Raw genomic sequence first — 25,058 nt, forward strand, 5'->3', positions numbered from 1 at the left:
ATGAACGATACCGCACATTCAAGCAGGCATTACGCACCAGCGAGGCGATCGGCACCGACCCTTTTCCTGACCGACTGGAGCCGGTATCTTTCTTTGAGGACGTAGTGGGTGGCGTTTACGGCGCTTTCAGCGTATCGAGAGATACGAGCACCGTAAAATCCGCCCATAATTATTCAGATTCAGAGGCCGGCATTTGTACAGCATGTGCCCCTATCCAAATCCAAGCTCTCGTTTTTTGTAGGAAGGACCCCACCCATGCGTGTCGCAATACTGGATGACGAACCCGCGGAGTTGCGACGGGTGGAACAGACACTGCGACAGATTCCCGGCCCGGCTGAACAGCCTTGGTCGCTGCATTTTTTCGAACGTGGTGAAGACCTGCTGCGCCAGCTACGCCGGGAAACCTTTGACCTGCTGATTCTTGACTGGCAACTGCCGGACATCTCCGGGATCGCGTTATTGCGCTGGACTCGCGAGCACATGGAATCGCCCCCTGCCGTCATCATGCTCACCAGTCGCGATGCCGAGAGTGACATCGTCACGGCGTTGAATAGCGGGGCGGATGATTATGTCAGCAAGCCGTTTCGGCCCAACGAACTCAAAGCCCGAGTCAGCGCCGTCCTGCGGCGCCACGGTTTGCAAAAGTCGGCTACCCAGGAAGTGCAGAGCTTTAACGATCTGACGTTCGACGATGCCGAACTGACCGTCACCCGAGCGGGCAAACCCATCAACCTGACAGAACGAGAATACCGTTTGGCAAGTTGTCTATTTGCCAACCTGGCCCGACCGTTGTCTCGCGAGTACCTGTATGAGCGGTTCTGGAGCCACGAAGAAATGGTGTCGTCGCGGCCGTTGGACACGCATATCTACCGCCTGCGTAACAAGCTAGGGCTGACAGCTGATCGCGGTTGGCAGCTGTTGACGATCTATGGGTACGGGTATCGGTTGGAGAGTGTGACACCCGCCGCGCAAAATTGAGTACGCCGATGTTCCACGTGGAGCATTTAAGAATTCGAGTCTGCAGACCAATAAAAAAGGCCAACGCTAAGCGTTGGCCTTTTGTTTTTAGCTGATGTGCCTGATCAGAAGTCCAGGTTAGACACCGCCAAGGCATTGCTCTCAATGAAGTCACGACGAGGCTCGACCGCATCACCCATCAGGGTGTTGAAGATCTGGTCTGCGCCAATGGCGTCTTCGATGGTCACGCGCAGCATGCGACGTTGAGCAGGGTCCATGGTGGTTTCCCACAGCTGATCAGGGTTCATCTCGCCCAGACCTTTATAGCGCTGGATGGTATGACGCTTGGTGCTTTCCGCCATCAACCAGTCCAAGGCTTCCTTGAACTCCTTGACCTGCTTCTTGCGTTCGCCACGCTGAATGTAAGCACCGTCGTCCAGCAGGGTGCTCAGTTGAGCACCGAGGGTGACTACGGTCTTGTAGTCGTTGCTGCCGAAGAAGTCGCGGTTGAAGGTGACGTAGTTGGACAGGCCGTGGGAGATCAGCTCGACCTCTGGCAGCCATACGTTACGTTCACGGTCTTCACGCAGGCTGGCTTTGTATACCAGGCCAGACTTCTCCACAGTACGCAGGCGCACTTCGTACTGGGCCAGCCAATCTTGCATGGCGGCGTGATCGCCCAACTGCTCCAGGCTCACGGCTGGCAGGTAGATGAAGTGCTCGGTCAGCTCCTGAGGGTACAGGCGCGACAAACGCTTGAGCGTCTTCATGACCATACGGAAGTCGTTGACCAGGCGCTCCAGCGACTCACCCGAGATGCCCGGCGCTTCGTCATTCAGGTGCAGGCTCGCATCTTCAAGGGCCGATTGCGTCATGTACTCTTCCATGGCGTCGTCGTCTTTGATGTATTGCTCTTGCTTGCCCTTTTTCACTTTGTACAACGGCGGCTGGGCGATGTAGATATAGCCACGCTCAATCAGCTCCGGCAACTGACGGAAGAAGAAGGTCAGCAGCAGGGTACGGATGTGGGAACCGTCGACGTCAGCATCGGTCATGATGATGATGTTGTGGTAACGCAGCTTGTCGATGTTGTACTCATCGCGGCCAATACCGCAGCCCAATGCGGTGATCAAGGTGCCGACTTCCTGGGAGGAAATCATCTTGTCGAAGCGGGCCTTCTCAACGTTGAGGATCTTGCCCTTCAACGGCAGGATGGCCTGGGTGCGACGGTTACGCCCCTGCTTGGCGGAACCGCCTGCAGAGTCACCTTCCACCAGATACAGTTCGGAGAGGGCAGGGTCTTTCTCTTGGCAGTCAGCCAGTTTGCCTGGCAGGCCGGCGATATCCAGCGCACCTTTACGGCGGGTCATCTCACGGGCCTTACGCGCGGCTTCACGAGCGCGGGCAGCATCGATCATCTTGCCGACGACCAGCTTGGCTTCGTTCGGGTTTTCCAACAGGAAGTCGGAGAAGTACTTGCCCATTTCCTGTTCAACCGCGGTCTTCACTTCGGAAGACACCAGCTTGTCTTTGGTCTGGGAGCTGAACTTCGGATCCGGTACCTTGACCGAGATAATCGCCGTCAGGCCTTCACGGGCATCGTCACCGGTGGTGGCGACTTTATGTTTCTTCGCCAAGCCTTCCGCTTCGATGTAGGTGTTCAGGTTACGCGTCAGCGCGGAACGGAAACCCACCAAGTGAGTACCGCCATCGCGTTGTGGAATGTTGTTGGTGAAGCACAACAGGTTCTCGTTGAAGCTGTCGTTCCACTGCAGGGCGATTTCCACGCCGATGCCGTCTTCGCGCTGAATGTTGAAGTGGAACACCTGGTTGACCGCGGTCTTGTTGGTGTTCAGGTATTCAACGAACGCACGCAGGCCGCCCTCGTACTTGAACAGCTCTTCCTTGCCGCTGCGCTCATCCTTGAGGACGATGCCGACACCGGAGTTAAGGAAAGACAGTTCACGAATCCGCTTGGCCAGGATGTCCCAGCTAAAGTGGATGTTCTTGAAGGTTTCTTCCGATGGCTTGAAGTGGATCTGGGTACCGGTGGTTTCACTGTCGCCGACAATTTTCATCGGTTCCTGTGGTACGCCGTGGACGTAAGTCTGCTCCCAAATCTTGCCGCTACGGCGGACAGTGAGGATCAGTTCTTCGGACAGGGCGTTCACTACCGACACACCTACACCGTGCAAACCACCGGATACTTTATAGGAGTTGTCGTCGAACTTACCGCCAGCGTGGAGCACGGTCATGATGACCTCTGCCGCCGAAACGCCTTCTTCTTTGTGCACGTCTACCGGGATGCCACGACCGTTGTCACGCACGGTGATGGATTCATCCGGGTGGATGATAATGCTGATGTCGTCGCAGTGACCGGCCAGAGCTTCGTCGATAGAGTTATCGACCACCTCGAACACCATGTGGTGCAGACCGCTACCATCATCGGTGTCGCCAATGTACATACCGGGACGTTTGCGTACGGCATCCAAACCTTTCAGCACTTTAATGCTGGTCGAGTCGTACGTGTTTTCTTCGCTCATGCCTTCACTCCCGATGGTCGTGGGTCTGGGTGATACGGCCTTGTTCCACGTGGAACAAAGCGACTGGCGTTTCCGTCTGCCAGCCTTCCCTCAATAATTCGTGGTCTACACAGGTGATAAACACCTGGCAGCGTAAGTCTTCCAACAAGCGGCATAGCGAGCGGCGGTGCTGCTCGTCGAGTTCTGACGGCAAGTCATCCACCAAATAAATACACTGACCGCGTCGAGCCTGGCTAACCAAATGGCCCTGCGCGATACGCAATGCACAGACCACCAACTTCTGCTGGCCGCGGGACAAGATATCCGCAGCATTGTGTGCACCTAATCTAAGGCGCAAATCAGCGCGCTGGGGGCCGGCCTGGGTGTGTCCGATTTGCTGATCCCGTTGCAAGGACGTTGCGAGCACTGCACTCAGCTCACGCTCTTTGTCCCAACCCCGGTAATAACTCAGCGTCAGCCCCTCGAGATCCAATAACTCGCTCAAGGTCTGCTCAAAGACTGGTTTCAAGGCTTTGATATAGGCGCGGCGGTATTCATCTATTTCGTCGCTGGCCAGGCACAGTTCACGGTCCCAGGCTGCTTGCGAAGCGGCGTCAAGTGTACCATGCCGCAGCCATGAGTTCCGCTGCCGCAGGGCCTTCTGCAGGCGCTGCCAAGTGGCCATGAAGCGTGGTTCCACGTGGAACACGCCCCAGTCGAGAAACTGCCGACGGATTTTTGGGGCCCCCTCCAACAATCGAAAGCTGTCGGGGTTGATCAGTTGCAACGGCAGGATCTCGGCCAGTTGCGCTGCGCTGCGCGCATTTTGCCCGTCGATTCGGATCTGAAATTCGCCACCGCGATCACGCGATATCCCCAGGCTGCTATGTCCGCCCTCAGCCAGTTCCACTTGGCCAAATACGGTACAGGCCAATTGTTCGTACTGAATCACGGGTAACAAACGGGCACTGCGGAAGGAACGCGCAAGCCCCAGCAGGTGGATGGCTTCCAGCACGCTGGTTTTACCACTGCCGTTGGCGCCATGGAGGATGTTGATGCGGGGGGAAGGGGAGAAGGTCACCGGGTGCAGATTGCGCACCGCGGTGACCGAGACGCGACTAAGGGACATCTAGCTTCTGCTGAGCATGATTACAGGCGCATCGGCATGACAACGTAAGCCGAGTCGTCGTTGTCAGATTCTTGCACCAGGGCGCTGCTGTTGGAGTCCGACAGGATCAGACGAACCTGTTCGGTGGTCATGACACCCAGCACGTCCAACAGGTAGCTCACGTTAAAGCCGATTTCCAGCGATGCGCCGTTGTAGTCGACACCCACTTCTTCTTCCGCCTCTTCCTGTTCCGGGTTGTTGGCCTGGATTTTCAGTTGGCCGTTGGCCAGTTGCAGGCGAATACCACGGTACTTTTCGTTGGAAAGAATCGCAGTACGGCTGAAGGCTTCACGCAGGGCCTGACGATCACCGACCACCAGCTTGTCGCCACCTTTAGGCAACACACGCTCGTAGTCCGGGAACTTGCCGTCGACCAGCTTGGAGGTGAAGGTGAACTCGCCGGTGGTGGCACGAATGTGGTGCTGGCCCAACACGATGCTGACGTTGCCGTCCGGCTCGGTGAGCAAACGCGCCAGTTCAAGGATACCTTTGCGTGGAACAATCACCTGGTGACGATCCGGCTGACCGATATCGGCACGCATCGAGCACATTGCCAGACGGTGGCCGTCGGTGGCCACGGCGCGGATGATGCCTTCCGATACTTCCAGCAGCATACCGTTGAGGTAGTAACGCACGTCCTGCTGAGCCATAGCGAAGCTGGTGCGCTCGATCAAACGACGCAGCTTGCTTTGCTCCAGGCTGCACGTCAGCGAGCCCGGGCCTTCTTCTACGGTTGGAAAGTCATTGGCCGGCAAGGTCGACAGGGTGAAACGGCTACGGCCTGCCTTGACCACCAACTTCTGCTCATCCACCTTGATGTCGATCAGCGCATCGTTGGGCAGGCTTTTGCAGATATCCATCAGCTTGCGCGCCGGCACGGTGATCTCGCCCGGTTCGGCGGGCTCTTCGAGCTGGACGCGACCCACCAGTTCGACTTCCAGGTCGGTACCGGTCAAGGACAACTGCTGCCCCTCGACCACCAGTAATACGTTGGAAAGCACCGGCAAGGTCTGTCGGCGCTCGACGACGCCTGCGACCAGTTGCAGGGGTTTCAACAGGGCTTCGCGTTGAATGGTGAAATGCATGGTCTAGTCCCTTGCCTTAATAAGCTGCGCTGGTGTCATCACGTAGTCAGTGTACGCAGCAGGTTCTTGTAGTCCTCGCGAATATCCGCGTCGGATTCCTTAAGTTCATTGATCTTGCGGCATGCGTGCAAGACCGTGGTGTGGTCGCGTCCGCCGAACACATCACCGATTTCCGGCAGGCTGTGGTTGGTCAACTCCTTGGAGAGGGCCATGGCAACCTGGCGTGGACGTGCGACCGAGCGCGAACGGCGCTTGGACAGCAGGTCGGAAATCTTGATCTTGTAGTACTCGGCCACGGTGCGCTGGATGTTATCCACACTCACCAGCTTGTCCTGCAAGGCCAACAAGTCTTTCAAGGACTCGCGAATCAGCTCGATGGTGATATCGCGGCCCATGAAGTGCGAGTGAGCGATGACCCGCTTGAGCGCGCCTTCCAGCTCACGCACGTTGGAACGGATGCGTTGGGCGATGAAGAACGCAGCATCGTGCGGCAGATCGACTTTAGCCTGGTCGGCCTTCTTCATCAGGATGGCAACACGGGTTTCCAGCTCCGGTGGCTCGACTGCAACCGTCAGGCCCCAGCCGAAACGCGACTTCAGACGTTCTTCCAGGCCTTCGATTTCCTTCGGATAACGGTCACTGGTCAAGATGACCTGCTGGCCACCTTCGAGCAGGGCGTTGAAGGTGTGGAAGAACTCCTCTTGGGAACGTTCCTTGCGGGCGAAGAACTGAATGTCATCGATCAACAGGGCATCAACGGAGCGGTAGAAACGTTTGAACTCGTTGATTGCGTTGAGCTGCAAGGCCTTGACCATGTCGGCCACGAAGCGCTCCGAATGCAGGTAAACCACCTTGGCATTCGGGTTCTTCTTTAATAGGTGGTTACCGACGGCGTGCATCAAGTGCGTCTTACCCAAGCCCACGCCGCCATAAAGGAAGAGCGGGTTGTAACCATGCTTGGGATTATCGGCGACCTGCCAGGCGGCCGCTCGGGCCAGTTGGTTGGACTTGCCTTCGACAAAGTTCTCGAAGGTAAAGGTGCGGTTCAGGTAACTGGTGTGCTTGAGCGCGCCTTCTACCTGCACAGTACGTTGCTCGGAGCGCACAGGCGCCTGTTGGGAGCTGGCACCAGCCATCGGGTCGAAGCTGTCGCGGGACGGCTCCTCATTCTCTGGCGCATTTTTGCGCGAAGACGGCTTGGACGGCGCAGATGTCGGTGCAGGTGCTGCGGCGACAGGCGCCACTGCGGCCTGGGCTTGCGACGCAGCGGCGGCCAATGGCGCATTCGGCGCGGCGCGGGGAGCCGAGCTGCGCTTGCTGCCTATTAATAAGGAGAGAGCAGGCGCCAGACCGTTGCCATGTTCATCGAGCAATTCGAGAACGCGGCCCAGGTACTTCTCGTTGACCCAGTCGAGGACAAAACGATTGGGCGCATAGACACGCAACTCGTCGCCTTCGGCTTCGACCTGTAGCGGACGGATCCAGGTGTTGAATTGCTGGGCAGGCAGCTCATCGCGCAAAAGCTCCACGCACTGCTGCCAAAGTTCCACTGACACGGATATCCCCTAAGTTGAAAGCCGGTGAGGCAAAAACAGCCGCCATTGTAGCGGCCAGCCGTCCACTTATCCACATGTAGGTTGCTCACAGGCCACCCAAAATCAATGCTTTAACCGCTAAAAAGGCGACCAGTGGTCTGTGCATAAGCTCTGTGGATAAACCCACCTGAGCTCGTTGCACAAGTGGGGTCAAAAGTCTGTGGGTAACTGGCTTGTGGATAACTACCCGTTCCACACACAGCTTATCCGATAGCGCAGCACAGGCAGAGCACCGCTTCTCCCCCGTGTTGTCATTCTCTGTACACCACGTGGAACAAGGGCTAAAAGCAGTTATCCACAGATGATCGCGCTCCTAGCTTTTATAAGCTTTACAGAAAAGCTTTAAATAACTTCCTTCTTTATTTTTATATCTATCGCCTGCCGGATGGAAGCCAAACGGGCAGAAGGGCGCCAGGACCCCGTCGACATCTAATTAAAGGAAAAGCTGGTTGGAAATTGACCTAGAGGCTTGCTTTCTCTAGAATCGCCGGTCTCTTAAAACGGGGGCCATTCCGGCCCGTTGTGGACGAACCAGGTAACAACGCCATGAAACGTACTTTCCAACCAAGCACCATCAAACGCGCCCGTACTCACGGCTTCCGTGCTCGCATGGCTACCAAGAACGGCCGTGCTGTCCTGTCGCGTCGCCGCGCCAAAGGTCGTGCGCGTCTGGCAGTTTGATAATCCGGTACTGGTGGTGAGTCAGGACTTCAGTCGGGAAAAGCGTCTGCTAACCCCCCGGCATTTCAAGGCAGTCTTTGACTCCCCCACCGGCAAGGTTCCGGGGAAAAATCTCCTGCTCCTTGCGCGTAACAACGATCTTGATCACCCCCGTCTCGGGTTGGTGATCGGCAAGAAGAGCGTAAAGCTCTCCGTTGAGCGCAATCGCCTCAAGCGTCTGATGCGCGAATCGTTTCGCCTCCACCAGGACACTCTGGTTGGTTGGGATATTGTTATCGTCGCGCGCAAAGGCTTGGGTGATGTAGAAAACCCCGAATTGATTCAGCATTTCGGCAAGCTCTGGAAACGTTTGGCGCGTACCCACAAGCCAGCACCAGCAGTCAGCACCGAAACTGTAGGGGTAGACAGCCTTGATGCGTAAACTGGCAATCGTTCCGATCCAGTTTTATCGCTATGCCATTAGTCCTCTGATGGCCAGTCACTGTCGTTTCTACCCCAGTTGTTCCTGCTACGCGTTAGAGGCCATAGAAAATCATGGTCTTCTGCGCGGTGGCTGGCTGACCTTTCGTCGTTTAGGTCGCTGTCATCCGTGGAATCCCGGTGGTTATGACCCGGTTCCACCTATCCCTACCTCCCGTTCTTCTTCGATGGCCGAGTAATCATGGATATTAAACGCACAATCCTGATCGTCGCCCTGGCAATCGTGTCCTATGTCATGGTCCTTAAATGGAACCAGGACTACGGTCAGGCTGCCCTGCCGACTCAGAATGTTGCTACCAATCAGGCTGCGCCGGCTATTCCGGACACCCCGCTGGGTAACAATGCGTCCGCGAGTGCCGATGTACCCAGCGCGAATGGCGAGACAAGTGCCCCGTTAGAAACGCCAGTGGTCACCAACAAAGACCTCATCCACGTGAAAACGGATGTGCTCGAGTTGGCTATCGACCCACAGGGTGGTGATATCGCACAGCTGAAGCTGCCGCTGTATCCACGTCGCCAAGACCATCCGGATGTGCCGTTCCAACTGTTCGATAACGGCGGTGAACGTACTTATCTGGCACAAAGCGGCCTGACTGGTACCAATGGTCCGGATGCACGTGCTACCGGTCGTCCGGTTTATTCGACCGAACAAAAGACTTATCAACTGGCAGACGGCCAGAACCAGTTGAACGTCGACCTGAAATTCAGCCTCGACGGTGTCAACTACATCAAGCGTTTCAGCTTTACCCGCGGTTTGTACGATTTGAAGGTCACTTACCTGATCGACAACACCAGCGACAAAGCCTGGAGTGGCAACCTGTTTGCCCAGCTCAAGCGTGACGCCAGCTCCGATCCGTCTTCCAGCACCGCCACCGGCACCGCCACTTACCTGGGCGCCGCCCTGTGGACAAGTAACGAGCCGTACAAAAAAGTGTCGATGAAAGATATCGACAAGGGCACGCTGAAAGAAACCGTCCAAGGTGGCTGGGTAGCGTGGCTGCAGCACTATTTCGTGACCGCCTGGATTCCGAACAAGGGTGACGCGAACCTGGTTCAAACCCGCAAGGACAGCCAGGGCAATTACATCATTGGCTTCACTGGCCCGGCGTTGACCGTCGCTCCAGGTGCCAAGGCTGAAACCAGCGCTACCCTGTACGCCGGCCCTAAAAGCCAGGCGGTACTGAAAGAGTTGTCCCCAGGTCTGGAATTGACTGTGGACTACGGCTTCCTGTGGTTCATTGCCCAGCCGATCTTCTGGCTGTTGCAACATATCCACAGCATCGTGGGTAACTGGGGCTGGTCGATCATCTTCCTGACCATGCTGATCAAAGGGCTTTTCTTCCCTCTGTCGGCAGCCAGCTACAAGTCGATGGCGCGTATGCGTGCCGTGGCCCCGAAACTGGCCGCGTTGAAAGAACAACATGGTGATGACCGGCAGAAAATGTCGCAAGCCATGATGGAGCTGTACAAGAAAGAGAAGATCAACCCGCTGGGTGGATGCTTGCCGATTCTGGTGCAGATGCCGGTGTTCCTCTCGTTGTACTGGGTACTCCTGGAAAGTGTGGAAATGCGCCAGGCGCCGTTCATGCTGTGGATAACGGACCTGTCGATCAAAGACCCGTTCTTTATCCTGCCGATCATCATGGGCGCGACCATGTTTATCCAGCAGCGTCTGAACCCAACCCCGCCGGATCCGATGCAGGCCAAGGTAATGAAAATGATGCCAATCATCTTCACCTTCTTCTTCCTGTGGTTCCCTGCTGGCTTGGTACTGTACTGGGTGGTCAACAACGTGTTGTCGATCTCTCAACAGTGGTACATCACACGTAAAATCGAAGCGGCTACCAAAAAAGCCGAGGCGTAATTTGCTCTGTGGATAACCACTCAAGACGCCCCCTAGTGGGGCGTTTTGCTTTCCGTCACTTTTGTTCTGGAAACCTGCTGATGAGCGCTCCTCGTGAAACCATCGCTGCTGTCGCTACCGCTCAAGGTCGGGGCGGCGTCGGCATCGTTCGAATTTCCGGGCCATTGGCGGGCGTGGCAGCCAAGGCTATCAGCGGCCGGGAGCTGAAACCTCGTTATGCCCATTACGGCCAGTTCCTGGATGCCGACCACAGCGTATTGGACGAGGGGCTGGCCATCTATTTTCCAGGGCCAAACTCGTTCACCGGTGAGGATGTCCTTGAACTACAAGGGCACGGTGGTCCTGTGGTGTTGGACATGCTGCTGCAGCGCTGCTTGCAATTGGGTTGCCGCCTGGCCAGACCAGGGGAATTCAGCGAACGCGCATTCTTGAACGATAAGCTCGACCTGGCCCAGGCCGAAGCCATCGCCGATTTGATCGAAGCCAGTTCTGCACAGGCTGCACGTAACGCATTGCGTTCATTGCAGGGGGCTTTTTCCCTGCGTGTGCATAACTTGACCGAGCAACTGATCAGCCTGCGCATCTACGTCGAAGCCGCGATTGATTTTCCGGAAGAAGAAATAGACTTCCTGGCGGATGGCCATGTATTGGCGATGCTGGATAAAGTCCGCGATGAGTTATCCACAGTGCTGCGCGAAGCCGGGCAGGGCGCCTTGCTGCGCGATGGTATGACGGTGGTGATTGCCGGCCGGCCCAATGCCGGCAAATCCAGCCTACTCAATGCTCTGGCAGGGCGCGAGGCGGCCATCGTCACCGAGATCGCCGGCACTACCCGGGATATCTTGCGTGAACATATCCACATCGACGGTATGCCGCTGCACGTGGTCGACACCGCAGGTCTGCGCGATACCGACGACGAGGTGGAAAAGATCGGCGTGGAACGTGCGCTCAAGGCGATCAGCGAAGCCGATCGTGTGTTGCTGGTGGTGGATGCCACTGCACCTGAAGCTGTGGATCCTTTTGCCTTGTGGCCGGAATTTCTTGAACAACGGCCAGACCCGGCCAAAGTCACCTTGATTCGTAACAAGGCCGACCTTACGGGTGAAGCCATCGCCCTGGAAACCAGTGAAGATGGCCACGTCACTATCAGCTTGAGCGCGAAATCGGCCGGCGAGGGTCTGGAATTGCTGCGCGAGCACCTTAAAGCATGCATGGGCTACGAACAGACCTCGGAAAGCAGCTTCAGTGCGCGGCGCAGGCACCTGGAAGCGCTGCGTCATGCCAGCGCGGCCCTGGAGCACGGGCGGGCCCAGCTGACCTTGGCGGGGGCTGGGGAGCTGCTGGCTGAAGATTTGCGTCAGGCGCAGCAGCTGCTGGGTGAAATCACCGGAGCTTTCAGCTCGGATGATTTGCTGGGGCGGATTTTCTCCAGCTTTTGCATTGGCAAATAGCCGAGTTATCCACCTCGTCTACCAGTTGTAAGACACCGTACCGAGCAAGGTACGGCTGTCACCCCAATAGCAACGCCCCGCATCGTTGCAACCGGATACATATTCCTTGTCGAACAGGTTCTTGGCGTTCAGGTCCACCGACCAGTGTGGGTTGATCTGATAACCCAGTGCCGCATCCACCAAGGTGACGCTTCCTGCGTCCAGCTTCCCGTAGAGCGTAGGCGGGGTGTAGGAAAAGGTACTGTCGAAATAGCGCACCCCGCCGCCCAGGGAGAAACCCTTGAGTTGGCCGTCGAGAAAGCGATATTTGCCCCACACCGAAGCCTGGTTACGCGGCACGCCTGTCATCTGACGGCCTTCTACCAGCGAAGTGGCCGAATCCTTGGTTATCCGGGCGTCAGTGTAGGTATAGGCCGCCGTCACGTTGAAGTTGGAGCTGATGTTGCTGTTGACCTCGACTTCCACGCCCTTGGCGCGACTTTCACCGACTTGGCGATAGCTGTTGGTGGTGGCATCGAGGTAGGTATCGTCCTGCTTGCGCAGGTCATACACCGACACGGTCATCGCCGTATCCCAGCCGATCGGTTCGTACTTAACGCCCACTTCATATTGGCTGCTGGTGATCGGTTTCAACGGCGAGCCGGCGTTGGAGATCTGCTGCACGGGGACAAACGCGGTGGAATAGCTGACATACGGCGTAAGGCCGTTGTCGAACTGGTACATCACCCCGCCCTGGTAAGTGAATTTACGATCCTGTGAGTTGATATTGCTCGATGGCTTGACCTTGTCTCGGTAATTGCTGTCGACCCAATCCTGGCGGCCTCCGAGCAGAAAGAGCCAATGGTCGTATTTGCTTTGGATCTGTGCATAAACCCCTTTCATCTGCTGTTCAAGCAAAGTGTTTTGCACTGCCAGGGGAGTGAGCGGGTCGCGCAGGTACACCGGGTTATACACATCGATGGTGCCGGCGAAACCCGCATCCCAGTCTTGATTGAACGAGGTTCGGTCATAGCTGGCGCCCAATAGCACTGTGTTTTCCACACTGCCCAACTGGAACTTGCCTTCGAGCTGGTTATCCAGGGAATAGACCATCGATTTGTTGTAGCGGTCATAGGCGTTCATGTTCAGCCGGGTGCCGAAGCCACCGTTATTCAATGATCCAGGCCAGGTTTCGTGCCGGTTGATGCGTGACTGCATATAGCGCGAGTTCTGACGGAACTGCCAGTCATCATTGAAGCTGTGGCTGAACTCATAGCTGGTGCTCCACGCTTCGCGTTCAAATGTGTTCCAGTCCGGATTGCCCAGTAGGGTGTGTTTGGACAGCTTCCCGTTGGGATTTGTAAGCAGCGTACCGGCGGCGGGTAGGCCAAGTTCCAGGTTGGTATGGTCTTTCTGGTAGTTGGCCAGCAGCGTCAGGGTGTTGTAGTCGTCGAAGTTCAGGGTCAGGGATGGCGCGATATATAGACGATCGTCCGGGACGTGATCGGTCTGTGTGTCGGATTTACGCCCCAGCATCACCACCCGGCCCAGAATATTGTCACTGTCGTTGAGCGGGCCCGAGATATCCACACCCAACTGGCGTCGATTATTCGAACCATAATTCACCTGCACCTCGCCTTGCGGGGTTGCAGTCGGGTGTTTACTCACCAGATTAACCAAACCACCGGGTGCGTTTTCACCGTAGAGCAGGGAAGACGGGCCGCGGAAAATCTCGACCCGTTCCAGGCCGTAGGGTTCGCTGGTGGTGTCGTATCGATTGCCTTGAACTCGCAGGCCATCTCGCAGCAGGCCGTAGCCGTAATCCGTGGCATTGAAACCGCGAATGAAAAACAGATCGCCTGCCAAGCCGTCGCCCGCAGCGAACGGTGGGGCGAAGATTCCCGGTACGTAGCCCAACACGTCTGTCAGGGTTTGAGATTTCTGGTCCTTGATACGCTGGCCAGTGACAACGGACACCGAACGCGGAGTCTCGGACAGCGGTGTGCTGGTCTTCGTGCCGATCCGGCTGTTCTGCGCCTTGTAGCCTACATCCCCGGCGATCTCTTGATTGAAGCCGCCCTGTTGATAAGTGCTCACAGTGGTGGGTGCCAACGTGAGTCGGCCAGCAGGGGCCGCCTGTAATACATAGCTGCCGGGAGCTTGTGCGACCGCCTGCAGGTCCGAGTTCTGCAGCAGCAGCGCAAAGCCCTGGTCCACCGAATAGTCACCTTGCAGCCCCGGCGTATTCAAACGCGCGGTTTGCTGGGGGGAGAAGGACAGAATCACATTGGCCCTGGCAGCAAACTGGCTCAACGCATTGTCCAGCGGGCCAGCGGCAATTGCATAGTATTGCGTTGCGCTGGCGGCCGTGACGGCGGTGGCTAACAACACACCGGTGGTAGCGGTGATGAACTGCAGACCGTGGGTCATGCTGTGGCAGGAAAGTCGTTTGCGGAGCGGGGTGGGAAGGCGCATAGGTGAGTAAGCCCTGAAGGTAGCGTCGTGATTACCTGTAGGGCCGCACCAGGTCAAAAAAAGATAACCCTCTGTGGATTATTTTTTCGATCAGCCGATTCGGGTGACCGACACCCAATAGCGCGTAAAGTATTTCACTTGAATCGGCAGGCTCGCTTGCAGGTTAGTGAGGACGGCATCGGTTGAGTCCAGACGGAAGGTCCCGGAAACGCGTAGGCCTGCAGAGGCTGGGTCGCAGTGCAATACGCCCGGCCGATAGCGCGCCAACTCATCGATAACTTCTCCCAGCCGAGCATCGAGCACGATCAGTTGGCCATCGACCCAGGCGGCCTGTACTCCGCCATATCGCTGGGCAGCGCGCACATTGCGCCGATCAAACTCTGCGCTCTCACCCGCGCCAATAGTGCGGCGAAGTTCGGGTTGGTCGCCGGGGGATATCTCAACCCGTTCTTCCAAGACACCAACCCGCGTGGCGTCCGGCAGTTGGCGCACAGTAAACCGAGTGCCCAGCGCCTGGACCCGGCCTTGGCGAGTTTCGACATAAAACGGTAAGTGCCCACCCCGTGTGCCGGTGTGGATAAGCACTTCACCCTCGCGCAGACGGATCAAACGTTGTCGCCCATCAAATGCCACATCGATAGCGGTATGAGTATTGAGATTGATCTGCGTGCCATCCGCCAGCTCGATGCGTCGCCTCTGGCCCACCGACGTGCGGTAATCAGCCCATATGTTGCCCAGCGACGTATGTTGCTGGACGTTCCACCCCAGATAGCCACTGCCGCCGAGCACCAGCATCCACTTGAGGACCTGGCGCCGCTGTTGCGTGGTGGACAACGCGCGGCGTGTGAGGTCAGGGGACAGGGCTCCAAGGCTGCGCTGCAACTGCTCCATCTGGTTCCAAGCCGCCTGGTGGGATGGGTCACGATTAAGCCACTGCTGCCAGGCTTGATGTTGTGCGGGCGTCGGTGGTTGCGACTGAAATTGCACGTACCAACTGGCAGCGGCCTCGAACGTCTTGCGGTCGGGGCTGACCATTACCGGCTGGCCATGATCAGGGAGCATTCGGTGAGGGCGCGGATCATGTGTTTCTTCACCGTGGTCAGCGATACCTGCAGTTGATCGGCGATCTGTTGATAAGTCAGCCCTTCAATCTGTGCGAGCACGAAAATTCGCCGTGCCCGCTCACCCAGGCCAGACAGCGCTTTATCCACAGCCACTAGGGTTTCGATGATGATTGCCTTGTCTTCTTCACTGATAGCTGTGGTTTCGGGACGCTCTGCCAGGGTTTGCCTGTAGGCCTGCTCGATGGCGTGCCGCCGATAGCGGTCAATCACCAGACCCCTGGCGATGGTCGTCAGATAGTCCCGTGGTTCACGGATCTGCGCTGCGTGACATCCACCAAGCATGCGCACGAACGTATCGTGGGCCACATCGGCTGCATCGCTGGCGTTATGCAATTTTCCCTTGAGCCATCCGCGCAACCACGAATGGTGCTGTTCATAGATGTGCTGGACCGCTGCGGTATGTGAGGAGGAAGGCATAGTCGCGACAAGGTAGGTTAATGATAATCGCTATTATTAACTGGCCCAGTGTTTTCCCACAATAGATCTGTTTTTGTCCCACCCGGGATTAATTCCCAGCTTTGCCGTGGACGAAATCGGCCGTTTCTGTGGATTAAGCCCTGTGAATAACCGCGGTTGTGCCCAGTTGATAACAGGGCCTGAAACCTGAGTAAAAACCCAACTGTGGATAACCAGTCGTTTAATCCACAGGCTTAAAGCACTTATCCAAGGGCCTCATCGGCAGATGACCACAACGTTTTGAATCTCTGTACACATTGAAAATAAAGGCCTGCAGAGATCTATCCACAGAAATGTTGCTCAGTATAAATAAACATAAAAACAAAGATTTAATAAATTTCTCTCTTTTAATTTCTATTGTCTGTGATTCATCCACAGCTGGTTAAATTTTGTGCAAAGGGTTCTTTAGGAAGGGCGAAGTCCCTATACTTGCCGCCAAAGCTGTAGAACCCTTTCAACAAACAATTCCTGATTACCTACATAAGCAGGCACGAGGTGCGTGGTGGATTTCCCTTCCCGTTTTGAAGTGATCGTCATCGGCGGCGGTCATGCCGGTACCGAGGCAGCACTGGCGTCAGCACGCATGGGCGTAAAAACCCTGTTGCTGACGCATAACGTGGAAACCCTCGGTGCCATGAGTTGCAACCCCGCAATTGGCGGGATTGGCAAAAGCCATCTGGTCAAGGAAATCGATGCCCTTGGCGGGGTAATGGCGATGGCCACCGACAAGGGTGGTATTCAATTTCGCGTGCTCAACAGCCGCAAAGGCCCGGCCGTACGTGCTACCCGGGCTCAGGCCGACCGCATCCTGTACAAGGCAGCGGTACGCGAAACCCTGGAAAACCAGCCGAACCTGTGGATATTTCAGCAGGCCGCCGATGACTTGATCGTCGAGCAGGACCAGGTACGCGGTGTCGTTACGCAAATGGGTCTGCGTTTTCATGCAGATTCGGTCGTACTGACCACGGGCACGTTCCTCGGCGGACTTATCCACATCGGTATGCAAAATTATTCCGGTGGTCGTGCCGGTGACCCGCCGTCGATTGCCTTGGCAAAACGTCTGCGTGAACTACCGCTGCGCGTCGGCCGTTTGAAAACCGGAACCCCGCCACGCATTGATGGGCGTTCTGTGGATTTCTCGATGATGACCGAGCAAGCCGGCGACACGCCGATCCCGGTCATGTCGTTCATGGGTTCCAAAGAACAGCACCCGAAACAGGTCAGCTGCTGGATTACCCACACCAACGCCCGAACCCACGAAATCATTGCTGCGAACCTTGATCGTTCGCCGATGTATTCCGGGGTGATCGAAGGCATTGGCCCGCGCTATTGCCCGTCGATCGAAGACAAGATCCACCGCTTTGCCGACAAGGAAAGCCACCAGGTCTTTATCGAACCCGAAGGCTTGACCACCCACGAGCTGTACCCCAACGGAATTTCCACTTCGCTGCCGTTCGATGTGCAAATCCAGATCGTGCAGTCGATTCGCGGTATGGAAAACGCGCACATCGTGCGTCCGGGCTACGCCATCGAGTACGACTACTTCGACCCGCGCGACCTGAAATACAGCCTGGAAACCAAAGTGATCGGCGGCCTGTTCTTCGCCGGCCAAATCAACGGCACTACCGGTTATGAAGAAGCCGGGGCCCAAGGTTTGCTGGCCGGGACCAACGCAGCATTGCGTGCACAAGGCAAAGACAGCTGGTGCCCGCGTCGCGATGAAGCCTACATCGGCGTATTGGTCGACGACCTGATTACCCTGGGTACCCAGGAACCGTACCGGATGTTCACATCTCGGGCGGAATACCGTCTGATCCTGCGCGAAGACAACGCCGACCTGCGCTTGACCGAAAAAGGTCGCGAGCTGGGCCTGGTCGATGACGCCCGCTGGGCGGCCTTCTGCAAAAAACGCGAAAGCATTGCGCTCGAAGAACAGCGTCTGAAAAGTACCTGGGTTCGCCCGGGCACGGAGCAAGGCGACGCCATTGCAGAAAAATTCGGCACGCCGTTGACCCATGAATACAACTTGCTCAACCTGCTTTCCCGCCCGGAAATCGACTACGCTGGTCTGGTCGAAGTGACTGGCCAGGGCGCAGAAGACCCACAGGTTGCCGAACAGGTTGAAATCAAGACCAAATACGCAGGCTACATTGATCGCCAGCAGGACGAGATCGCTCGGCTGCGCGCCAGTGAAGACACCAAACTTCCTGTGGATATCGACTACACCGGAATTTCCGGGCTATCGAAAGAAATTCAAAGCAAGTTGGGGATAACTCGGCCGGAAACCCTCGGGCAGGCTTCACGTATCCCTGGCGTCACTCCGGCAGCCATCTCGCTGTTGATGATTCATTTGAAAAAACGCGGCGCGGGCCGTCAGTTGGAGCAAAGCGCTTGAGTTCGTTGGTCACCTCGCAACACGCCGAAGAGTTATCCACAGGAGCGCGTCAGTTGGGCGTAGCCCTGACCGAAGCCCAGCATGAGCTACTGCTGGGCTACCTGGCCCTGTTGATCAAATGGAACAAGGCTTACAACCTGACAGCAGTGCGTGACGCAGACGAGATGGTGTCGCGGCATTTGCTCGACAGCCTCAGCGTGATGCCGTTTATCGAAAATGGCCGTTGGCTCGATGTGGGCAGCGGCGGCGGCATGCCTGGCATCCCGTTGGCGATCCTGTTTCCCGAGTCCCACGTGACCTGCCTGGACAGCAACGGCAAGAAAACCCGCTTCCTGACCCAGGTCAAACTCGAACTCAAGCTGGATAACCTGCAAGTTATCCACAGTCGTGTCGAAGCATTCACGCCTGAACTGCCTTTCAACGGGATCGTGTCTCGGGCGTTCAGCAGCATGGAGAACTTCAGCAACTGGACACGCCACCTGGGCGACCGTGATACCCGCTGGTTGGCAATGAAGGGCGTTCATCCAAGCGACGAGCTGTTAGCATTGCCGGCAGACTTCCACCTCGATAGCGAACACGCCTTGACCGTACCTGGTTGCCAAGGCCAACGCCATCTGCTGATACTGCGCCGCACGGCATGATTGGGAACACAAGCAAGAATGGCTAAGGTATTCGCGATAGCGAACCAGAAAGGTGGCGTGGGTAAAACCACCACCTGTATCAACCTCGCAGCATCCCTGGTCGCGACCAAGCGTCGGGTGCTGTTGATCGATCTCGATCCACAGGGCAACGCCACCATGGGTAGCGGTGTGGATAAACACGGCCTGGAAAACTCGGTCTACGATTTGCTGATTGGCGAATGCGACCTGGCCCAGGCCATGCACTATTCCGAGCACGGCGGTTACCAACTGCTGCCGGCCAACCGCGATCTGACCGCGGCGGAAGTGGTGCTGCTGGAAATGCAGATGAAAGAAAGCCGTCTGCGCAGCGCCCTGGCGCCCATTCGCGAAAACTACGATTACATTTTGATCGACTGTCCACCGTCGCTGTCGATGCTCACGCTTAACGCGCTGGTTGCCGCCGATGGGGTAATTATCCCCATGCAGTGCGAGTACTTCGCTCTCGAAGGCTTGAGCGACCTTGTGGATAACATCAAGCGAATTGCCGAGTTGCTCAACCCGAACCTGAAAGTCGAAGGCCTGCTGCGTACGATGTATGACCCGCGCCTGAGCCTGATGAACGATGTGTCGGCGCAGCTCAAGGAACACTTTGGCGATCAGTTGTACGACACCGTGATTCCACGCAACATCCGCCTGGCCGAAGCGCCAAGCTATGGCATGCCCGCGCTGGCGTACGACAAATCCTCGCGTGGTGCCATTGCCTACCTGGCATTGGCTGGCGAGATGGTTCGCCGCCAACGCCGTAATTCACGCACCGCTGCAGCCCAGCCAACTTAAGGAATCCCCATGGCCGTCAAGAAACGAGGTCTCGGACGTGGACTGGATGCACTGTTGAGTGGTCCGACCGTCACATCGCTTGAAGAACAAGCGGTGCAGGCCGACGAGCGCGAGCTGCAGCACTTGCCGCTGGACCTGATCCAGCGGGGCAAATACCAGCCACGTCGGGACATGGACCCCCAGGCCCTGGAAGAACTGTCCAACTCGATCAAGGCCCAGGGCGTGATGCAGCCCATCGTGGTGCGCCCCATTGGCGGTGGCCGCTTTGAGATCATCGCCGGGGAGCGCCGCTGGCGTGCCAGCCAGCAGGCCGGCAAGGAAACCATCCCGGCGATGGTGCGCGATGTGCCGGATGAAACCGCGATCGCCATGGCGTTGATCGAGAATATCCAGCGTGAAGACCTCAACCCGATCGAAGAAGCGATTGCGTTGCAGCGTTTGCAGCAGGAATTCCAGCTCACCCAGCAACAAGTGGCCGAGGCAGTGGGCAAGTCCCGCGTCACCGTGTCCAACTTGTTGCGTTTGATCGCGCTGCCGGAAGTGATCAAGACCATGTTGTCCCACGGCGACCTGGAAATGGGCCATGCCCGTGCGTTGCTCGGTTTGCCGGAAAATCAACAGGTTGAAGGGGCGCGACACGTTGTCGCACGAGGCCTGACCGTGCGTCAGACTGAAGCGCTGGTGCGCCAGTGGCTCAGCGGCAAACCTGCACCGGTCGAAACCGCCAAACCTGATCCGGATATCGCGCGACTCGAGCAGCGCCTGGCCGAGCGCCTGGGCTCTGCGGTGCAAATTCGTCACGGCAAGAAGGGCAAAGGGCAATTGGTCATCGGATATAACTCCCTTGACGAGCTTCAAGGCGTCCTTGCCCACATCCGCTGAAACATTTGCTTATGTAGCGCGTGATCGGAAATCACTACCCGACAGTTGAATAGGGGCTGAACCGCCCCTATACTCTGCGCGCATTTTGTCGGCACAAATTATGCCAAGTTATTGATTTCCGGCAGCCGACCATTGAGGAGCAAGAGTGATGGAAACCCGCACGCCAAACACGTTGCCGTTCCATCGCTTGGCTGTTTTTCCGGTTCTACTGGCTCAATTTGTCATTTTGCTGATCGCCGCATTGGCGCTTTGGTATTGGCATGGAGTCGTAGCCGGGTATTCAGGACTCTGCGGAGGCCTGATAGCCTTGCTGCCCAATATGTATTTTGCTCACAGGGCCTTTCGGTTTTCCGGCGCCCGAGCAGCCCAGGCTATCGTCCGGTCTTTTTATGCCGGCGAGGCGGGGAAACTGATTTTGACGGCAGTGCTGTTTGCACTGACCTTTGCAGGTGTGAAGCCATTGGCGCCGCTGGCTGTATTCGGCGTCTTCGTGTTGACCCAACTGGTCAGCTGGTTCGCTCCCCTGCTAATGAAAACAAGACTTTCGAAACCTTAGGGCGTTTGAGGCAACCATGGCAGAAACAACCGCTTCGGGCTATATCCAGCACCACTTGCAGAACCTGACCTTCGGTCAGCTTCCTAATGGCGGCTGGGGCTTTGCCCACACCGCAGCAGAAGCCAAAGAAATGGGTTTCTGGGCTTTCCACCTGGATACTCTGGGTTGGTCGGTCGCATTGGGCCTGATCTTCGTTCTGATTTTCCGCATGGCGGCAAAGAAGGCGACTTCCGGTCAGCCAGGTGCTTTGCAGAACTTCGTTGAAGTATTGGTCGAATTCGTCGATGGCAGCGTGAAAGACAGCTTCCATGGCCGTAGCCCGGTGATTGCACCGCTGGCACTGACCATCTTCGTCTGGGTGTTCCTGATGAACGCCGTCGACCTGATTCCGGTGGACTGGATTCCTCAGTTGGCCATGGCGATCTCCGGCGACCCGCACATTCCATTCCGCGCCGTATCCACCACTGACCCGAACGCCACACTGGGCATGGCTCTGTCGGTATTCGCGCTGATCATTTTCTACAGCATCAAGGTCAAGGGCATCGGCGGCTTCATCGGCGAACTGACCCTGCACCCGTTCGGCAGCAAGAACATCTTCGTTCAAGCCCTGCTGATCCCGGTGAACTTCCTGCTGGAATTCGTCACCCTGATCGCCAAGCCGATTTCCCTGGCTCTGCGACTGTTCGGCAACATGTATGCCGGCGAGCTGGTGTTCATTCTGATCGCTGTGATGTTCGGCAGCGGTCTGCTCTGGCTTAGCGGCCTGGGCGTAGTTCTGCAGTGGGCGTGGGCTGTGTTCCACATCCTGATCATTACCCTGCAGGCCTTCATCTTCATGATGCTGACCATCGTCTACCTGTCGATGGCGCACGAAGAGAACCATTAAGACCAGTCTCGACTAGTCTGATGTCCTTCCCGGTCAAACGGGAAGGTGGCCCAACAGGGCTATGAAACGATTTGTTTTACCGCTTTAAAATCTAAAAAACCTAAACCATACGACGTAAAAGTCGGGAGGAAAGATGGAAACTGTAGTTGGTCTAACCGCTATCGCTGTTGCACTGTTGATCGGCCTGGGCGCCCTGGGTACTGCCATTGGTTTCGGCCTGCTGGGCGGCAAATTCCTGGAAGGCGCAGCGCGTCAGCCAGAAATGGTCCCAATGCTGCAAGTTAAAATGTTCATCGTCGCCGGCCTGCTCGACGCCGTGACCATGATCGGCGTTGGTATCGCACTGTTCTTCACCTTCGCGAACCCCTTCGTTGGTCAACTCGCTGGCTAATCACTCGACTTTTCGAGTGATTGGGGTGATGGACAACGAATGAGCGAGGTGTTGGCGTGAACATTAATGCAACCCTGATTGGCCAATCCGTTGCGTTCTTCATTTTTGTAGTGTTTTGCATGAAGTTCGTGTGGCCTCCGGTCATCGCGGCTTTGCACGAACGTCAGAAGAAGATCGCGGATGGTTTGGACGCTGCCAGCCGTGCAGCTCGCGACCTGGAGTTGGCCCACGAGAAAGTGGGTCAGCAACTGCGCGAAGCTAAAGCACAGGCAGCCGAGATCATTGAGCAAGCCAAGAAACGCGGTAACCAGATCGTCGAAGAGGCTGTTGAAAAAGCCCGCGTCGAAGCTGACCGTGTGAAGGCTTCGGCTCATGCCGAGATCGAACAGGAACTGAACGGTGTCAAAGACGCGCTGCGTGCCCAACTGGGTGCTCTGGCCGTTGGCGGTGCTGAGAAGATCCTCGGTGCCACAATCGATCAAAACGCGCACGCGGAGCTGGTTAACAAACTGGCTGCTGAAATTTAAGCGAGGGCGATCATGGCAGAACTGACCACGTTGGCCCGACCTTACGCTAAGGCAGCCTTCGAGCACGCCCAGGCCCACCAGCAGCTGGCCTCTTGGTCAGCCATGCTCGGCCTGGCTGCAGCAGTGTCGCAAGACGACACTATGCAGCGCGTGCTCAAGGCCCCGCGCCTGACGAGCGCAGACAAGGCCGCCACTTTTATTGAAGTGTGCGGCGACAAGTTTGATGTGAAGGTGCAGAACTTCATCCACGTCATTGCCGAAAACGACCGTCTCCCGCTATTGCCGGAGATCGCCGCTCTGTTCGACCTGTACAAGGCCGAAGCAGAGAAATCGGTAGACGTTGAAGTGACCAGTGCTTTCGCATTGAACCAAGAACAGCAAGACAAACTCGCCAAGGTTCTCAGTGCACGACTCAATCGGGAAGTGCGCCTGCAAGCTTCGGAGGACGCATCGCTTATTGGTGGTGTTGTTATCCGTGCCGGCGACCTGGTTATCGATGGCTCGATTCGCGGCAAAATCGCGAAACTTGCCGAAGCATTGAAATCTTGAGTTTGAAGGGGCAGCAGAGCAATGCAGCAACTCAATCCTTCCGAAATAAGTGAAATTATCAAGGGCCGCATCGACAAGCTCGATGTGACCTCCCAAGCCCGTAACGAAGGCACTGTCGTCAGCGTATCTGACGGCATCGTGCGGATTCACGGTCTGGCCGACGTAATGTACGGCGAGATGATCGAGTTTCCGGGCGGCGTCTACGGTATGGCCCTCAACCTGGAGCAAGACTCCGTAGGTGCCGTTGTATTGGGCGCGTACACCAGTCTGGCTGAAGGCATGAGCGCCAAGTGCACAGGCCGCATCCTGGAAGTTCCGGTTGGTAAGGAACTGCTGGGTCGCGTAGTCGACGCACTGGGTAACCCTGTTGACGGTAAAGGTCCACTGGGCAACACCGAGACCGACGCGGTCGAGAAAGTTGCTCCAGGCGTGATCTGGCGTAAGTCGGTAGACCAGCCTGTACAGACTGGCTACAAGGCTGTCGATGCCATGATCCCAGTCGGCCGTGGCCAGCGTGAGCTGATCATCGGTGACCGTCAGATCGGTAAAACCGCTCTGGCGATCGACGCGATCATCAACCAGAAAGACAGCGGCATTTTCTGCGTCTACGTAGCCATCGGTCAGAAGCAATCGACCATCGCCAACGTAGTTCGCAAGCTGGAAGAAAACGGCGCCCTGGCCAACACGATCATCGTGGCTGCCAGTGCTTCGGAATCTCCTGCGCTGCAATTCCTGGCACCGTACTCCGGCTGCACCATGGGTGAATTCTTCCGCGACCGCGGTGAAGACGCGCTGATCGTTTATGACGATCTGTCCAAGCAAGCAGTGGCTTATCGCCAGATTTCCCTGCTGCTGCGCCGTCCACCAGGCCGTGAAGCTTACCCAGGCGACGTGTTCTATCTCCACTCCCGTCTGCTGGAGCGCGCATCCCGCGTTTCCGAAGAGTACGTAGAGAAGTTCACCAACGGCGCAGTGACCGGCAAAACCGGTTCCCTGACCGCACTGCCGATCATCGAAACCCAGGCTGGCGACGTTTCCGCGTTCGTTCCGACCAACGTGATTTCCATCACCGACGGTCAGATCTTCCTGGAATCGGCCATGTTCAACTCGGGCATCCGCCCTGCAGTGAACGCCGGTGTTTCGGTATCCCGTGTGGGTGGTGCCGCTCAGACCAAGATCATCAAGAAGCTCTCCGGTGGTATCCGTACCGCTCTGGCTCAGTATCGTGAACTGGCGGCATTCGCCCAGTTCGCTTCTGACCTGGACGAAGCGACCCGTAAGCAACTTGAGCATGGTCAGCGCGTTACCGAGCTGATGAAGCAGAAGCAATACGCCCCAATGTCGATCGCTGACATGGCGTTGTCGCTGTATGCCGCTGAGCGTGGGTTCCTGACCGACGTTGAAATCGCCAAGGTCGGCAGCTTTGAACAAGCGCTGATTGCTTACTTCAACCGCGATCACGCCGAATTGATGGCGAAGATCAACGTGAAGGGTGACTTCAATGACGATATCGACGCTGGCATGAAAGCCGGTATCGAGAAGTTCAAGGCCACCCAAACCTGGTAAGCCGCAGCGGGA

23 protein-coding genes are annotated in these 25,058 nt (G+C 56.8%); 16 read left to right on the top strand and 7 right to left on the bottom strand.

All coding sequences use genetic code 11. The features are described from left to right. Positions 1 to 255 precede the first annotated feature (255 nt). The gene (locus FXO12_RS18235) at positions 256 to 978 is read left to right on the top strand and encodes a response regulator transcription factor (protein WP_057975200.1); all 723 of its coding nucleotides are present in this window, start codon (positions 256 to 258) and stop codon (positions 976 to 978) included. Between the two features lie 104 nt (positions 979 to 1,082). On the opposite strand, the gene gyrB is transcribed toward FXO12_RS18235, so the two are convergent. From gyrB to dnaA, 4 genes are read right to left on the bottom strand one after another with little or no spacing between them, the layout of a single operon-like run. Continuing rightward, positions 1,083 to 3,500, bottom strand: coding sequence for a DNA topoisomerase (ATP-hydrolyzing) subunit B (gene gyrB, locus FXO12_RS18240; RefSeq protein ID WP_003187253.1), 2,418 nt, complete (start codon positions 3,498 to 3,500; stop codon positions 1,083 to 1,085). Positions 3,501 to 3,504: 4 nt separating this feature from the next. Further along, a complete protein-coding gene (gene recF, locus FXO12_RS18245; RefSeq protein ID WP_003187251.1) occupies positions 3,505 to 4,608 on the bottom strand; it encodes a DNA replication/repair protein RecF in 1,104 nt (367 codons plus the stop codon). A gap of 20 nt (positions 4,609 to 4,628) precedes the next feature. Continuing rightward, a complete protein-coding gene (gene dnaN, locus FXO12_RS18250; RefSeq protein WP_003187250.1) occupies positions 4,629 to 5,732 on the bottom strand; it encodes a DNA polymerase III subunit beta in 1,104 nt (367 codons plus the stop codon). Between the two features lie 38 nt (positions 5,733 to 5,770). Then, a complete protein-coding gene (gene dnaA / locus FXO12_RS18255) occupies positions 5,771 to 7,288 on the bottom strand; it encodes a chromosomal replication initiator protein DnaA (protein WP_003187249.1) in 1,518 nt (505 codons plus the stop codon). 585 nt (positions 7,289 to 7,873) lie between these two features. On the opposite strand from dnaA, the gene rpmH reads away from it, so the two are divergent. From rpmH to mnmE, 5 genes are all read left to right on the top strand, one after another. Beyond that, positions 7,874 to 8,008 carry a 50S ribosomal protein L34 gene (gene rpmH / locus FXO12_RS18260; protein ID WP_003213577.1) on the top strand — a complete coding sequence of 45 codons (135 nt, stop codon included), beginning with the start codon at positions 7,874 to 7,876 and terminating at the stop codon, positions 8,006 to 8,008. A 13-nt stretch (positions 8,009 to 8,021) separates the two neighbouring features. Continuing rightward, on the top strand, positions 8,022 to 8,429 hold the full coding sequence (gene rnpA / locus FXO12_RS18265) for a ribonuclease P protein component (protein WP_020302575.1): 408 nt from the start codon (positions 8,022 to 8,024) through the stop codon (positions 8,427 to 8,429). Next, positions 8,422 to 8,667, top strand: coding sequence for a membrane protein insertion efficiency factor YidD (yidD, locus tag FXO12_RS18270; protein WP_019816912.1), 246 nt, complete (start codon positions 8,422 to 8,424; stop codon positions 8,665 to 8,667). Before rnpA ends, yidD begins: the two co-directional genes overlap by 8 nt. A gap of 2 nt (positions 8,668 to 8,669) precedes the next feature. Further along, the gene (gene yidC / locus FXO12_RS18275) at positions 8,670 to 10,352 is read left to right on the top strand and encodes a membrane protein insertase YidC (RefSeq protein WP_054898311.1); all 1,683 of its coding nucleotides are present in this window, start codon (positions 8,670 to 8,672) and stop codon (positions 10,350 to 10,352) included. Positions 10,353 to 10,432: 80 nt separating this feature from the next. Then, positions 10,433 to 11,803 (top strand): tRNA uridine-5-carboxymethylaminomethyl(34) synthesis GTPase MnmE, encoded by a 1,371-nt coding sequence (gene mnmE, locus FXO12_RS18280; protein WP_054917006.1) that lies wholly within the window; start codon positions 10,433 to 10,435, stop codon positions 11,801 to 11,803. 18 nt (positions 11,804 to 11,821) lie between these two features. On the opposite strand, the gene FXO12_RS18285 is transcribed toward mnmE, so the two are convergent. The 3 genes from FXO12_RS18285 to FXO12_RS18295 all read right to left on the bottom strand — a co-directional run bounded on the left by FXO12_RS18285 (position 11,822) and on the right by FXO12_RS18295 (position 15,798). After that, positions 11,822 to 14,212: a TonB-dependent siderophore receptor gene (locus FXO12_RS18285; RefSeq protein ID WP_372241953.1), complete on the bottom strand. Its 2,391-nt coding sequence runs from the start codon at positions 14,210 to 14,212 to the stop codon at positions 11,822 to 11,824. A 135-nt stretch (positions 14,213 to 14,347) separates the two neighbouring features. Beyond that, positions 14,348 to 15,292 carry a FecR domain-containing protein gene (locus FXO12_RS18290; protein ID WP_057975202.1) on the bottom strand — a complete coding sequence of 315 codons (945 nt, stop codon included), beginning with the start codon at positions 15,290 to 15,292 and terminating at the stop codon, positions 14,348 to 14,350. Beyond that, on the bottom strand, positions 15,292 to 15,798 hold the full coding sequence (locus FXO12_RS18295; protein ID WP_057975203.1) for a sigma-70 family RNA polymerase sigma factor: 507 nt from the start codon (positions 15,796 to 15,798) through the stop codon (positions 15,292 to 15,294). The genes FXO12_RS18290 and FXO12_RS18295 overlap by 1 nt, the downstream gene beginning before the upstream one ends. A 541-nt stretch (positions 15,799 to 16,339) precedes the next feature. Here FXO12_RS18295 and mnmG point away from each other — a divergent pair. From mnmG to atpA, 10 genes are all read left to right on the top strand, one after another. Further along, positions 16,340 to 18,232, top strand: coding sequence for a tRNA uridine-5-carboxymethylaminomethyl(34) synthesis enzyme MnmG (gene mnmG / locus FXO12_RS18300; protein WP_014720591.1), 1,893 nt, complete (start codon positions 16,340 to 16,342; stop codon positions 18,230 to 18,232). After that, complete coding sequence (gene rsmG / locus FXO12_RS18305; protein ID WP_160049719.1) at positions 18,229 to 18,873, top strand: 16S rRNA (guanine(527)-N(7))-methyltransferase RsmG; 645 nt, start codon at positions 18,229 to 18,231, stop codon at positions 18,871 to 18,873. Before mnmG ends, rsmG begins: the two co-directional genes overlap by 4 nt. A gap of 18 nt (positions 18,874 to 18,891) precedes the next feature. After that, a complete protein-coding gene (locus tag FXO12_RS18310; RefSeq protein ID WP_005792605.1) occupies positions 18,892 to 19,689 on the top strand; it encodes a ParA family protein in 798 nt (265 codons plus the stop codon). A gap of 9 nt (positions 19,690 to 19,698) precedes the next feature. Continuing rightward, positions 19,699 to 20,571, top strand: coding sequence for a ParB/RepB/Spo0J family partition protein (locus FXO12_RS18315; RefSeq protein WP_003195890.1), 873 nt, complete (start codon positions 19,699 to 19,701; stop codon positions 20,569 to 20,571). A gap of 148 nt (positions 20,572 to 20,719) precedes the next feature. Continuing rightward, on the top strand, positions 20,720 to 21,127 hold the full coding sequence (locus FXO12_RS18320; protein WP_010565865.1) for a F0F1 ATP synthase subunit I: 408 nt from the start codon (positions 20,720 to 20,722) through the stop codon (positions 21,125 to 21,127). A gap of 16 nt (positions 21,128 to 21,143) precedes the next feature. Further along, positions 21,144 to 22,013, top strand: a complete 870-nt coding sequence (gene atpB / locus FXO12_RS18325) for a F0F1 ATP synthase subunit A (RefSeq protein WP_003195886.1) — start codon at positions 21,144 to 21,146, stop codon at positions 22,011 to 22,013. Between the two features lie 133 nt (positions 22,014 to 22,146). Further along, a complete protein-coding gene (gene atpE, locus FXO12_RS18330) occupies positions 22,147 to 22,404 on the top strand; it encodes a F0F1 ATP synthase subunit C (RefSeq protein WP_002555987.1) in 258 nt (85 codons plus the stop codon). 56 nt (positions 22,405 to 22,460) lie between these two features. Beyond that, positions 22,461 to 22,931, top strand: coding sequence for a F0F1 ATP synthase subunit B (locus FXO12_RS18335; protein ID WP_003195835.1), 471 nt, complete (start codon positions 22,461 to 22,463; stop codon positions 22,929 to 22,931). 12 nt (positions 22,932 to 22,943) lie between these two features. Beyond that, a complete protein-coding gene (locus FXO12_RS18340; protein ID WP_003195833.1) occupies positions 22,944 to 23,480 on the top strand; it encodes a F0F1 ATP synthase subunit delta in 537 nt (178 codons plus the stop codon). 21 nt (positions 23,481 to 23,501) lie between these two features. Next, entirely contained in the window at positions 23,502 to 25,046 is a 1,545-nt protein-coding gene (gene atpA / locus FXO12_RS18345) for a F0F1 ATP synthase subunit alpha (protein ID WP_003195831.1), read from the top strand. The last annotated feature ends 12 nt before the right edge of the window (positions 25,047 to 25,058 follow it).

Origin of the sequence: Pseudomonas sp. J380, from assembly GCF_009827115.1 — a bacterium.
Taxonomy (GTDB): domain Bacteria; phylum Pseudomonadota; class Gammaproteobacteria; order Pseudomonadales; family Pseudomonadaceae; genus Aquipseudomonas; species Aquipseudomonas paracarnis.

Coding starts and splice junctions, on each gene's coding strand:
- FXO12_RS18290 (WP_057975202.1), bottom strand. CDS start 15,292: ATGGTCAGCCCCGACCGCAAGACGTTCGAGGCCGCTGCCAGTTGGTAC.
- atpA (WP_003195831.1), top strand. CDS start 23,502: ATGCAGCAACTCAATCCTTCCGAAATAAGTGAAATTATCAAGGGCCGC.
- gyrB (WP_003187253.1), bottom strand. CDS start 3,500: ATGAGCGAAGAAAACACGTACGACTCGACCAGCATTAAAGTGCTGAAA.
- atpE (WP_002555987.1), top strand. CDS start 22,147: ATGGAAACTGTAGTTGGTCTAACCGCTATCGCTGTTGCACTGTTGATC.
- FXO12_RS18285 (WP_372241953.1), bottom strand. CDS start 14,212: ATGACCCACGGTCTGCAGTTCATCACCGCTACCACCGGTGTGTTGTTA.
- FXO12_RS18295 (WP_057975203.1), bottom strand. CDS start 15,798: ATGCCTTCCTCCTCACATACCGCAGCGGTCCAGCACATCTATGAACAG.
- FXO12_RS18235 (WP_057975200.1), top strand. CDS start 256: ATGCGTGTCGCAATACTGGATGACGAACCCGCGGAGTTGCGACGGGTG.
- mnmE (WP_054917006.1), top strand. CDS start 10,433: ATGAGCGCTCCTCGTGAAACCATCGCTGCTGTCGCTACCGCTCAAGGT.
- FXO12_RS18320 (WP_010565865.1), top strand. CDS start 20,720: ATGGAAACCCGCACGCCAAACACGTTGCCGTTCCATCGCTTGGCTGTT.
- atpB (WP_003195886.1), top strand. CDS start 21,144: ATGGCAGAAACAACCGCTTCGGGCTATATCCAGCACCACTTGCAGAAC.
- FXO12_RS18340 (WP_003195833.1), top strand. CDS start 22,944: ATGGCAGAACTGACCACGTTGGCCCGACCTTACGCTAAGGCAGCCTTC.
- rpmH (WP_003213577.1), top strand. CDS start 7,874: ATGAAACGTACTTTCCAACCAAGCACCATCAAACGCGCCCGTACTCAC.
- FXO12_RS18315 (WP_003195890.1), top strand. CDS start 19,699: ATGGCCGTCAAGAAACGAGGTCTCGGACGTGGACTGGATGCACTGTTG.
- dnaN (WP_003187250.1), bottom strand. CDS start 5,732: ATGCATTTCACCATTCAACGCGAAGCCCTGTTGAAACCCCTGCAACTG.
- recF (WP_003187251.1), bottom strand. CDS start 4,608: ATGTCCCTTAGTCGCGTCTCGGTCACCGCGGTGCGCAATCTGCACCCG.
- yidC (WP_054898311.1), top strand. CDS start 8,670: ATGGATATTAAACGCACAATCCTGATCGTCGCCCTGGCAATCGTGTCC.
- yidD (WP_019816912.1), top strand. CDS start 8,422: ATGCGTAAACTGGCAATCGTTCCGATCCAGTTTTATCGCTATGCCATT.
- FXO12_RS18310 (WP_005792605.1), top strand. CDS start 18,892: ATGGCTAAGGTATTCGCGATAGCGAACCAGAAAGGTGGCGTGGGTAAA.